Annotated in this window: 6 protein-coding genes; all 6 read left to right on the top strand. The window is 46.6% G+C overall.

What is annotated here, in order from left to right; genetic code table 11:
• The first annotated feature begins 152 nt into the window (after positions 1 to 152).
• The 6 genes from LC454_RS23465 to LC454_RS23440 all read left to right on the top strand — a co-directional run bounded on the left by LC454_RS23465 (position 153) and on the right by LC454_RS23440 (position 12,914).
• Complete coding sequence (locus LC454_RS23465) at positions 153 to 3,014, top strand: TIM-barrel domain-containing protein (protein ID WP_223584880.1); 2,862 nt, start codon at positions 153 to 155, stop codon at positions 3,012 to 3,014.
• A 29-nt stretch (positions 3,015 to 3,043) separates the two neighbouring features.
• Complete coding sequence (locus tag LC454_RS23460; protein WP_223584879.1) at positions 3,044 to 6,181, top strand: SusC/RagA family TonB-linked outer membrane protein; 3,138 nt, start codon at positions 3,044 to 3,046, stop codon at positions 6,179 to 6,181.
• Positions 6,182 to 6,193: 12 nt separating this feature from the next.
• Entirely contained in the window at positions 6,194 to 7,822 is a 1,629-nt protein-coding gene (locus LC454_RS23455) for a RagB/SusD family nutrient uptake outer membrane protein (protein ID WP_223584878.1), read from the top strand.
• A gap of 90 nt (positions 7,823 to 7,912) precedes the next feature.
• Complete coding sequence (locus LC454_RS23450; RefSeq protein WP_223584877.1) at positions 7,913 to 8,809, top strand: hypothetical protein; 897 nt, start codon at positions 7,913 to 7,915, stop codon at positions 8,807 to 8,809.
• A gap of 34 nt (positions 8,810 to 8,843) precedes the next feature.
• Positions 8,844 to 10,439: a glycoside hydrolase family 43 protein gene (locus tag LC454_RS23445; RefSeq protein WP_223584876.1), complete on the top strand. Its 1,596-nt coding sequence runs from the start codon at positions 8,844 to 8,846 to the stop codon at positions 10,437 to 10,439.
• Positions 10,440 to 10,469: 30 nt separating this feature from the next.
• Positions 10,470 to 12,914 (top strand): glycoside hydrolase family 2 TIM barrel-domain containing protein, encoded by a 2,445-nt coding sequence (locus tag LC454_RS23440; protein WP_223584875.1) that lies wholly within the window; start codon positions 10,470 to 10,472, stop codon positions 12,912 to 12,914.
• Positions 12,915 to 12,974 lie beyond the last annotated feature (60 nt).

Below are 12,974 nucleotides of genomic sequence, written 5' to 3'. Positions count from 1 at the left end.
TCACTACCTGTTGCTTGTTAACAAATCGCCCCCTAAAAGTTAACAAAACATAGCCTTAAGACAACCGGTTGCACCATATCTTTGATTTGTTCTTTCACTTGGGAAGGACATCAATAACCAAGGGAATACAGTAACCAATAAATCTTATTTTAATGCGCAACATAACGTATGCTTTAAGCGGTTTGATGCTCTTTGCAATCGTGCATCAGGGATTCGCACAAACTCACAAAGCTCAGCTTGAAAAAACGGCCACTGGCATAAGGGTCAGTTTCAAAAACTCCGAAACATCAATAGATCAGGACGTCTATCTGGACGCCATCACGGATAAGATCGTACGGGTAACGGTAGTTCCTAGCGGAGCTGTCTTAACTAAACAACAGAGCTTGGTCATCGTAGACTCGTTACATCGGCAGCTTAAATCACTGACCATTAGATCAAATGATTCTACTGCCACGGTACAGACAGCCGATCTGTATGCTTTGATTTCATTGCAGACCGGTAAGGTGGAGTTTTACGACTTAAAGGATCGTCCCATTCTGAAAGAGGCAAAGCGAAATTCCAATTCTTTTACTGCCAATAGCTACAATGGCGATGCTTTTTATCACATCAACCAGGACTTTATTGTCAGTCCTGAAGAGGGTATATATGGTCTTGGGCAACATCAGAACGCTGTAATGAACTACAACCGTGGAAAACAGGTCACCCTCCTGCAGTATAATACTGAAATCGGAATTCCATTTTTGCTTTCCACCAACAACTATGGCTTGCTCTGGCATAACTATTCCATCACGAAAGCGGGTGACGTACGTCCTTTATTGCCGCTGAATGCATTGAAACTTTCATCTAAGGAGGGGCAAGAGGGCTGGCTGACGGCGACCTACATGAATCGAAATAACGATGAGGTATACCTTTCCCGACCGGAGTCGATCATTGATTATGGTTATTTAACAGATCAGCACAAGTTTCCCAAAGATGTGAAGCTTGCGGATAGTAAGGTCGTTTATGAGGGTACCTTAGCTTCGCCGTATTCAGGCAGGCACGTGCTGCACTTCAAATACTCGGGCTATATGAAGGTCTGGATCGACGGCGAGCTTGTCGCTGACCGGTGGCGGCAGTCCTGGAATGCCGGTACTTTTGAGCTTGAAAAGGTCTTGGAAAAAGACCAGGCACACCAGATCCGGATGGAGTGGATCCCGGATGGGAGTGAGTCATACTTTACCTTAAATTGGCAGAGCCCAATTCCTGCAGCTCGGCAGGACCTCTTTTCATTTAATTCCGAAGCCGGGGATGCAATTGACTATTATTTTGTCCATGGCACATCCATGGACGATGTGATCAGCGGTTATCGACATTTGTCAGGTAAAGCACCAATTATGCCGATCTGGAGTTTTGGTTTTTGGCAGAGCCGCGAGCGCTATAAAACGCAGGCAGAAATCGAGCAGGCAGCCATGGAATTCCGCCAGCGGAAGATTCCGATTGACAACATCGTGCAGGACTGGTCGTATTGGTCAGAAAATGACTGGGGAAGCCAAAAGTTTGATCCCAACCGCTTTCCTGATCCGAAGGCAATGGTGAAGAAACTGCATGACAAAAATTTAAAGATCATGATCTCCGCCTGGCCAAAAATCAATGAAGAATCCACTGTATATGCCGAGTTTAAGACTAATAAGTGGATTTACCCACGAAATATTTACGATGGTCGCAAAGATTGGATCGGCAAGGGCTATACCTCTACATTTTATGATCCCTTCAACCAGGGTGCAAGGGATGCTTTCTGGAAGCTATTGGACAACAACTTGTTTAAAATAGGCGTCGATGCTTGGTGGATGGACGCCAGTGAACCGGATATTCATTCCAATATTGATCTGGATGAACGTAAAGCTGTTTTCCAACCCAGCATCGGCTCTTCAGTGCGCTACTATAATGCCTTCCCGCTCCAAAATGCCAAGGGCATTTATGAAGGCCAGCGGGCAACAGATCCAAATAAACGGGTTTTTATCCTGACGCGTTCATTTTTTTCTGGCCAGCAGCGCTATGCTGCGGCGGCTTGGAGCGGGGACATCGCGTCCCGATGGCATGATATGAAAGACCAGATTGCCGGCGGAATAAATTTCTCCATGTCCGGTACACCGTATTGGACAATGGATGCGGGCGGATTCCTGGTCGAAAACAGGTTCCATAAGCCTAATGCTACGGATCTGGAAGAATGGCGCGAACTCAATAGCCGCTGGTACCAGTATGGTGCATTCTTACCACTATTCCGAGCGCATGGCCAATTCCCGTACCGTGAGCCTTATCACATTGCACCCGAGGAACATCCGGCTTATAAAAGTATGCTCTATTCAATCAATTTGCGCTATAAATTGCTGTGCTATAACTATAGCCTGGCGGCAAAGACCTTTTTCGAAGATTATTCCATGATACGGGGGTTGGCCATGGATTTTCCGATGGATAAAGCAGGATTTGACCGTAATGACCAGTACCTCTGGGGACCTGCATTATTAATCAACCCGGTTACCGAGAAAGGTGCAACAAGCCGGAAAGTACATTTTCCAAAAGGTGCCGACTGGTACGATCTGTACAATGGCAAGAAAATAAGTGGTGGCCTGGACCTGGTGGTAAATGCGCCCTATGAGCGTATTCCCGTATATGCAAAAGCTGGCGCCATCGTTCCAATAGGTCAGCAGCTGCAATACACAACAGAGAAAAAGCAGACTGTCCTGGATCTATATATCTATGCCGGAGCCGATGGCCAGTTTTCACTATATGAAGATGAAGGCAATAATTATAACTACGAAAAGGGAAAATACAGTCGCATTGATATCCGCTATGATCACAACACAGGCACTCTGTCATTGGCTGATCGCATAGGTGATTTTGAGGGTATGTTACGCAACAGAAAATTCAATATCATTTTTGTCAATGATAAAAATGCTGTGGGTATCGACAGCAGCACAAGAAACTCAACAACAGTCGCTTATAACGGAAAAGCCTTACAGGTGAAATTAAAATAATGTAAAAACCAATTTATAAATCAAATCATATGATAAGCAAACAATTGTTGAGCAGGGGTGTGGCCGTGGTGGTCATGACCGGAATGACTTCGCTGGTCTGGGCACAGTCCTTTACAGGATCGGTTGTTTCAGCTGATTCAGGCTTGCCGATCGGGGGCGCGAGTATTAAAATAAAGAATCAGAAGATCTCAACAAGCACGGATGAGTCGGGTAAATTCTCATTGCAGACTCCAAAAGGAAGCGTGCTAACGATATCTTACGTGGGCTATAAAACGCAGGAAATTACAGTTACTGGAGCGAACAGCGTCATCCGCCTGCAACCCATCACCTCGGATCTGGACGAAGTGGTGGTCATCGGTTACGGTGTGCAAAAGAAAAAGCTCAATACTGGTGCAAACTTGAAAGTCGAAGGCGAGGAATTGCAGAAAAGAAATCAGCTGAACCCCTTACAGTCACTTCAGGGGCAAGCACCGGGTGTCTCCATTACATCCACTTCTGGTCAGCCCGGAGCGGATATGAAAGTGGTCGTCCGTGGATTGGGAACGATTGGTAATTCAGGACCGCTATATGTCATTGATGGTGTGCCGGGCGGCGATATTTCGGTATTGAACGCAGCAGACATCCATTCTATCGATGTCCTCAAGGACGCCGCTTCGGCAGCGATTTACGGTTCGCAGGCTGCCAATGGGGTCGTGCTGGTAACCACCAAGATGGGCTCAGCCGGTAAAAGCCAGCTATCCTTTGACGGCTATACCGGTATCCAGAATGTCTCACGTAAGGCGAAATTACTGGATGCCCATCAGTATAAAACAATCATGAATGAGCAATCCCTCAATTCGGGTGCTTCGACAATCAATTTTGATGGCATGCAAGGACTGGCCAACACCAGCTGGCTGGATTATATGTTCAAGGACAATGCGAAAATGGACAATTATAATGTGGCTCTGACCGGTGGTACCGAAAAATCCACCTATGCACTGTCGATGAACTACATCAGTCAGGAGGGGATCGTAGGTGGTAAAGACGTATCCAATTATCAGCGTTATGGCTTCCGTACAAATTCGGAACATAAACTGTTTGACAATTTTGTCAAAATCGGGCAGCACCTCAATTTCAATTACATTAAAAACCGTGGCATCGGTGTGGGAAACCAATACAATAATACTTTACGCGGTGCTTTCACCACTTCGCCGCTGTCACCGGTCTATTCAGACAACGGACTATATGGCAGCCCCTTCAACGATACTTCCAACTCACCGTGGTACAATGGAGATAGCAATCCGTATGGTGTAATGATGACCAATTCTAATAATAGCAACGATGGGCAGAAGTTGCTCGCGGATGTCTTTGCAGAGATCGAACCGATTAAGGGACTGAAAATACGCTCCTTATTGGGCTTTAATTATTATGCATCGGAATACCGGAGCTTTACGCCCTTGTACCGTTTTTCTATTTATACCTACAATCAGGACCATACCACCACTTCCCAGAATATGAGCAAGGGGCATACATTGACCTGGACAAATACCGCTTCCTATGATTTTGATATCCAAACGGATCACCGCTTTTCGGCTATGATCGGAATGGAGTCGCTACGATATCAGGGAACGTACCTTTCGGGCTCAAACTGGAACCTACTTTCGCAGTTCAACGATTTTGCACATGCCTATCTGGACAACACAACGGGGCAGGCGCATCTGGATGAGAAAGGAAATGTGGTTGAGACCCGCACCGTTTCGGGAAAACCGGAAAACGTCACACGTCGGGTTTCGTATTTCGGCCGCTTGGGCTACAATTATAAAGAAAAGTATCTTCTGAATGCTACCTTGCGCGCCGATGCTTCATCCAAATTTTCACGTGCCAACCGCTGGGGGTATTTTCCGTCAGTATCAGCGGGTTGGGTGATATCTTCGGAAGATTTCTTTCAGGAGAATCTAGGTGGAATAAACTTCCTTAAACTCCGTGCTTCCTGGGGGCAGGTGGGCAATCAGGATATTGCTGATTTCCAGTACGCCGCGCCAATCAGCACCTCAACGGGAATTACCTCGTCCAATCCCGGAGCCCATTATGTGTTCGGCACCAGCAATAACAATATCTCCGGTGCCTATCCGAGCCGCCTGTCCAATCCCAACTTAACCTGGGAAACCTCCGAACAGACAAATATCGGATTTGATGCCAAGTTTGCACAAAACCGTCTGGACTTGGTGGCCGACTTTTATGTCAAAAAGACCAAAGACTGGCTGGTGACGGCGCCAGTGCTGGCGACTACAGGAACGCTGCCCCCCTTTATCAATGGTGGCGATGTAAAAAATACCGGAGTCGAACTCGGACTCAATTGGTCGGATAAGGTGAACGAATTCAAGTACCGTCTTGGTGTCAATGGAGCATATAACAAAAATAAAGTTGGTCAGATCCCAACCGAAGACGGTATAATCCATGGTCAAACAGCGATGTTATACGACAATTCAGAGGAATTTTACCGCGCGGCAAATGGCCTGCCTATTGGTTATTTCTGGGGCTATAAGACCGATGGTCTTTTCCAGAACCAGTCAGAAATTGATACCTGGAAAAATGCCGGAAAGGGTATTCTGCAAGCGGATGTCAAGCCTGGTGATGTAAAATATGTGGATCAAAATAATGACGGGATCATCAATGCCGCTGACAAGACCAATCTAGGGGTAGGTATGCCTAATTTTACCTATGGATTTAACATCGGACTGGATTACAAGGGGTTTGATTTTTCGATCAATGCTTACGGTTCTTTAGGCAATAAGATCGTGCAGTCTTACCGAAATCATACCAATAAGCAAGCGAACTATACCACCCGGATACTAGACCGTTGGACGGGCGAAGGTACTTCCAATACCATCCCGCGTGTGACTGAAACAAATGTCAACTGGCAGTTTTCGGACTTATACATTCAGGATGGCGATTTCCTGCGGATCAGCAATGTAACCCTAGGTTATGACCTTTCAAAACTGATCAGGTGGAAATACGCCAATCAGATCCGTTTCTATCTGCAGGGCCAGAATCTCTTCACTTTTACCAAATACGACGGCATGGACCCGGAGATCGGTTATGGCACGGATGGTTGGGTATCTGGCATCGACCTGGGCTATTACCCTAGGCCACGGACTGTATTATTTGGTTTAAATGTTAAATTCTAAAATTGAGAAATCATGAAAAAACTAAGTTATATCTCATATTCCATGTTGTTGGGTTCCCTTTTATTGGGCTCCTGTTCATCTAGTTTCCTAGATGTTGAACCGATGACAAGTGTTCTGGAGAACAATTTTTATAAAACAATAGCAGACGCCGAAATGGCTTTGGTCGGTTGTTATGACGGCTACCAACGGACCACCTCTAACGGCAGCCAAGCTTTTTATATCACCTCGGAAGTCGCCTCTGACAACTGTTTTGGAGGTACCGGGACAACGGATGGTCGTGGTTTTCAGGCAATAGACCGCTTTGATATTGGGCAGTCCCAATCAGACAATAATATTTTCGATGGCACTTGGTCGGATTATTATTCGGGTATTTTTAGATGTAATACGTTGCTGGGAAAATTGAATGGCACAGATTTCTCCGGTAATACAACGGCACGCACACGGATCGAAGGTGAAACCCGGTTCCTGCGGGCACTCATGTACTTCGATCTGGTTCGCCTCTTCGAAAATATACCATTACTTACCATTCCGACAAGCGATAATATCCCGCAGTCGGATCCCAAGGAAATCTATAAGCTGATTGTTTCGGACCTTAAATTTGCTGCAAGCAGCATTCCGGCGAATGCTTATCCAAAATCGGCCGCTGCAACCAACGACGGCCGGGCAACACCTTTTGCTGCAAAGGCACTACTGGCAAGGGTTTATCTCTTTTATTCAGGCTATTATGCCGCTGAGGATATCGATATCTCCAAAACCGAAGCGCTGGCGGGATTGGAAGAAGTAATCAAAAGTGGCCAATTTGCTCTGGTCGCTGATTTTAAAAATCTATGGCCAGCAGCGAGTTATATTCCCAATGCCACAGACAATACATTGGATATTTCAAAATATGCGGGCAAAGGAAATTCGGAAGTGGTATTTGCACAGAAATTTAACAATACTTCAGATTACGAAGGTCATATCGATGGCAATCGCTGGGTCGTTTTCCTGGGCTTGAGAGGTAAGAATTGGTCGCCTTACGGCCAGGGATGGGGAGCATGTACCGTGAGCAAAAACTTCTTCAATACCTTTGATAACAATGACACCAGAAAGACAGCTTCAATCATAGACATCAACGGCGAGAAAATCCCTGATTTTGACCTGAAAGACCAGCGTGAATACACAGGATACGCCATCAAAAAATATGCACCAACAGCATTGCCGGATGGCACCACAAATACTGGTGGAGATAAGGATATGCAGTTGTCACAGGATCAGGATTACTTTGTAATCCGTTATGCGGACGTTTTGCTAATGGCAGCTGAACTGGGCTCACCCAATGCACAGCAGTATTTTGATCAGGTTCGCAAACGGGCCTATAAAACGAATTTCGTCGCATTGCCCGTCTCAAAGAGTAATATCCTGAAAGAGCGGAATTTTGAATTTGCCTTTGAAGGTATCCGTTACTGGGATGTGCTGCGGCAGGGGCTCAATAATGCTGCCGCTATACTGGAAACGTCCGAAGACGTACTAAGTGGATCGGCGCCCGATAAGGTCATTGTGACAAAAAGTAAATTTTTGACCACACGGGGATTTATGCAGATCCCGAATAAGCAGATCACCCTTTCAAATGGTGTACTGAAACAGAACGCCGGATGGAATTAATAAAAAGTACCGATCAATGATCGCTTGGTTTAACGATATAAATCTATACAAATGAAAAAAATAATAAGCTATGTCATCAGCCTCTTTGCGGTGATGACAATGGTTGGCGCATGTACTCCGGAAAAATATGCATTGGGGGAGATTGACGTCAGTCCGGCACAGCTGGCTAATGGAAAATCCTATACCGTGGAGCACGACGCCAATAATCCGAATATTGTTTATTTAACAAGTTTAATGGACTCGAAATACACGCCTTTATGGGAACACCCGCAGGGTCGCAGCCAAGATAAAAAGGTCACATTGAAGATGCCTTTTCCGGGGGAATACAGCGTCAGGTTTGGTATTGAAACCCGTGGTGGCATGGTCTATGGCAAGCCCGTAACGTTCAAGATTGACGAGATGTACGCCGAATTTATCAGTGATGAGACTTGGACTTTATTGAGTGGCGGCGCGGGAGAAGAAAAAACCTGGTACCTGGACCTGGATGCTGAGGGAGTCTCCCGTTATTTTAAAGGGCCTATGTATTTTTATGGTACCGGCGACTGGTGGGGAACGGTAAACAAGACCGGCGAACCATTGAACAGCGACAGCTGGAGCTGGGAGCCGGATTGGAAAGGCAATAGCTGGTTGATGCCTGCGGGCGATTATGGGAGCATGACCTTTGATCTCAAAGGTGGCGCAAATGTAAATGTAAACCATGCCATGCTGGGGAAAGTGCAGAAGGGGGTATTTAATATCGACACGGAAAAGAAAACCATGCGCTTGACCGGGGCGTCGCCGTTGCATGGCAAGCCGCAGGATGGGATCGTCGTCGACTGGGGTGATGTACGCATTATGTCATTGACGCAGAACACAATGCAGCTAGCTGTATTAAGGGACCCTGTACTTTCAAATGATGGAGCGGCCATGCTGACCTTCAATTTTATTAGTAGGGAGTATAAGGAAATTTTAGACCAAGCGGAATCGGATTCCAATCACGCAAGATAGGAGGCAGTACATGAATAGGAATAAATTAACTTTTTTGCGTAGGATATACATGTCCTTGGCTATCTTTGGCTACCTGCTACTATTCTTGACGATACCGAGCTATGCGCAGACAGGATTTAAAAATCCGGTTATCCGTGGATTTAACCCCGATCCGAGTATCTGTCGTGTGGGAGATGACTATTATCTCGTGACCTCCTCCTTTGAGTATTTCCCAGGGCTTCCGATCTACCATAGTAAGGACCTGGTCAACTGGAAGCAGGTGGGGCACTGCCTGACCCGGGCGTCGCAACTGAATCTCAAAGGGGTAAGTTCATCCGGTGGGCTATTTGCACCATCAATACGCTATCACAATGGTCTATTCTATGTGATCTGTACCAATGTATCGGATAAGGGTAATTTTTATTGTACAACAGAAAATCCTTCTGGTTCCTGGAGCGATCCAATCTGGGTGGATATCAAAAGCATAGATCCGGACATCTTCTGGGATGAGGATGGTAAAAGCTATTTTGTGACTCAGGGAGACGAAGGTATCCGTGTGACCGCCATTGACTTGAGTACGGGCAAATTGACCTCAATGGAGAAAGTAGTCTGGGCCGGTACAGGGGGACGTTTCCCGGAAGCGCCCCATATCTACAAAAAAGACGGCTACTATTATCTGTTATTGGGCGAAGGCGGAACGGAATATGCCCACAGCGCAAGTATAGGACGGAGCCGCTCCATCTGGGGACCTTACGAATCCTGTCCACTCAATCCGATTCTATCTCATTCCAACCGTTTGGGACAGGGGAATCCCATTCAAGGGGTGGGTCATGCAGACCTGGTCCAGGCCGCTGATGGCTCCTGGTGGACTGTATTCTTGGGATTCCGTGTGACACAACAGTATAGCTATTATCATATACTTGGACGCGAGACATTCTTAGCACCGGTAAGCTGGCCCAAAGATGGCTGGCCACAGGTCAACGGCAACGGAAAGGTCCAGTTAGATATGACTGTAAAAACCCCTCCAGCTGTGCCGGTAGCGGTCCCCGCACAGCGCGATAATTTCACTGATGCGCAATTAGGCTTGCCATGGCAATATCTGCGCAATCCCGACTCATCAAAGTACTCATTGACCGAACGCCGCGGAAGCCTGTGCCTGTATACAAGTCCGATTTCATTAAACGAAACGGAATCGCCCTCCTTTATCGGTCGTAGACAAACCGAACACGACTTTCAGTCCAGCGTAAAACTTGAACTTGTCGCCAATGCCGATGGGGAAGAAGCCGGTCTAACAATGTATCAGAACAATTCACACCATTACGACTTCTTTCTCAGCCGCAAGGGGGGAAACTATATGCTGCAGCTGCGTGCAAAAGTTGGCTCCCTGCATTATATCGTGGCTGAGAAGGAAGTTGCAGGCAGCGAGGTAGAATTGCGTATCAGTGGAACGCCTTTAACATACGCCTTTGCTTTTAAAGATGTAAAATCCGGAGGCTACAGCAAGTTGGCCAGCTTGGATACCCGTTACTTAAGTACCGAAGTAGCAGGCGGTTTTACGGGGGTAATGATCGGCCTGTATGCTAGCTCCAATGGGAAGGCGACCAAAGCGAAAGCATTTTTTGACTGGTTTGATTATCAACTATCTTCTTAACTTATGGAGTCATATCATTGCTATAATCTTATGCTGAAACTACTCTTATATAACAGGTATGGTCGACTACTGACTACAGTGGCACTTTGGCTGTTGATGACAGTACCCCTGATCGGACAATCCCGGCAGGAAACTATTTTTAATGCCGACTGGTGGTTTAAACTTGACAGCATCGGGCAGCATAGCCATACACGGGACGGTAGTGACTGGCGTCTGCTTGATCTACCACACGACTGGAGCATCGAGACGCCTTTCCGAGCGCACAGCCCCGCAGGTAGTAGTGCAGCTTATCTGGACGGTGGGGTAGGCTGGTACCAAAAATCGTTTAAGCTGAGCAAGGCGGATAAAGCCCAACGGATATTTATCAAATTCGAAGGTGTGTACGAAAACAGCGAAGTTTGGATCAATGGGCATCTGCTTGGGAAACGGCCAAACGGCTATATAGGATTTGAATATGAACTTTCGCCTTATTTACGTTGGGATGGCAAGGAAAATCTGCTTTCGGTCAAAGTTGACAACCATAAGCAGCCCAACTCACGGTTCTATTCGGGCTCGGGGATCTATCGCGATGTGCGGTTACTAACCCGTAATCCGGTCAGTATAGCCACAAACAGCACATTTGTTCAAGCTACACATCTCGATGAAAACCGTGCTGTTGTGAGCCTGTCACTGGATATAGAACAAATCCCGAAGCAGACCGGAACGCTTTCCCTGCGGACACAACTGGTATCACCCGAGGGTGTAGTAGTCGCCACTGAACAACATGTACTAGGCAAGCGTGGGCCAGGTGTCTATCCTTTCCAGCAGGAAATCATATTGGATAATCCGCTTTTGTGGGGAATAGAGACACCCCATCAGTATACTGCCCGAGTCCAGCTTCTGGCTGACAACCGGATCCTGGATGAACAGGACACCAAATTCGGCTTGCGCAGTTTTAGCTTTGATCAACAGCAGGGATTTATTCTGAACGGCAAGCGCCTCAAAATCCGCGGTGTCTGTCTGCATAGTGATCTTGGCGCACTGGGAATGGCTTTTAACCGATCTGCAGCGTTACGCCAGCTAGAGATAATGAAAGCAATGGGTGTCAACGGCATACGTACTTCCCATAATCCCGCAGCGCCGGCATTTTTGGACCTCTGTGACAGTTTGGGCTTTATAGTGATGAGTGAAACATTTGATGTCTGGAAAGGACATAAAAACCCCTTTGATTACCATTTATATTGGGATCAATGGTTTCGTCGGGATTTTGCTGACCAAGTTAAACGTGACCGAAACCATCCCTCGCTGTTTATCTGGTGCCTGGGCAATGAAGCGCAGGAACAGTGGCATTCCAAGACGGAAGGTGCAGCGATTCCCAAGGCTTTAGCAGCTATTGTAGACAGCCTTGATGGTACCCGCCCGACAACCATTGCCAATAATGAAATGTCAAGAGAAAATCCTGTATTAATGAATCCCGCCGTGGATATTATGGGCTACAATTATAACCATCAGAAATGGGCCAGTTTTCCGACAGATCATCCAGGAAAGAAGTTTATCGTAACTGAAAGTACTTCCGCACTGGAAAGCCGAGGCCAATATGATCCTGTACCTTACGATTCCATCCGGATGTGGCCTGAGCGATGGGATATCCCTTTCAACGGTGGCAATAGTGATAAAACCATCTCAGCATATGACAACGTCTATACTCCCTGGGGATCGAGCCATCAGACCAGTCTACGCTTAATGGAACAGTATGACCATATCGCCGGAATGTACGTGTGGACAGGATTTGATTACCTTGGCGAACCAACGCCTTATACCTGGCCTGCACGGAGTTCGTATTTCGGGATCGTGGATTTAGCAGGGTTCCCGAAAGATGTATATTACCTGTACCAAAGCGTCTGGACCGACAAGCCGGTCCTGCATGTGTTACCACATTGGAACTGGAAACAGGGCGATAAGGTTGATGTGGTGGTTTATTATAATCAGGCAGACCGGGTGGAACTATACCTAAACGGAAAAAAAATCCGTGAGCAGTCCAGAGATACCACCCGTTATGACCTTGTTTTTAAGGCGATTAATTTTGAAGCTGGTGTACTTGAAGTGATTTCTTATCGGGATAACCAAAAGGTATTGAGCAAAATTGTCCGCACGGCAGGAAAGCCTTATCGAATCAAATTGTCCAACGAAAAATCCACGCCTAATACGGTGGGCAATGAACTAACTTATGTGCATGCCTATGTGCTGGACGAGCAGGGTACCATCGTGCCCGACTCAGCCCATGATATTAGGTTTTCCATTGAAGGGGAAGACGCAAGGATCGTGGCTACCGACAACGGTAATACAACTGATCTCCGGAGTTTTCAGTCGGCCTCGCGGCAGGCATTTCATGGAAAAGCACTGGCCATCATCGCTATTAAAAATAAGGGGAAAGTTGTTGTAAGAGCCGAAAGTAAAGAGCTTGTCTCGGGGGAATTGCAAGTTGAATCAAAATAAGAACGCCTGTAGGCCAATCTGCAATCCATATAACCTAAGAAGGGCGGTATAGTTATACCG

This window comes from Sphingobacterium sp. GVS05A (genome assembly GCF_019969845.1).
In the GTDB taxonomy this organism is placed as follows: Bacteria; Bacteroidota; Bacteroidia; order Sphingobacteriales; family Sphingobacteriaceae; genus Sphingobacterium.
This window is presented reverse-complemented; position numbering and strand designations above follow the sequence as displayed.

Bases quoted from the DNA above. Each gene is read 5' to 3' on its own strand.
- LC454_RS23455 (WP_223584878.1), top strand. From the start codon at position 6,194: ATGAAAAAACTAAGTTATATCTCATATTCCATGTTGTTGGGTTCCCTT.
- LC454_RS23465 (WP_223584880.1), top strand. From the start codon at position 153: ATGCGCAACATAACGTATGCTTTAAGCGGTTTGATGCTCTTTGCAATC.
- LC454_RS23440 (WP_223584875.1), top strand. From the start codon at position 10,470: ATGCTGAAACTACTCTTATATAACAGGTATGGTCGACTACTGACTACA.
- LC454_RS23460 (WP_223584879.1), top strand. From the start codon at position 3,044: ATGATAAGCAAACAATTGTTGAGCAGGGGTGTGGCCGTGGTGGTCATG.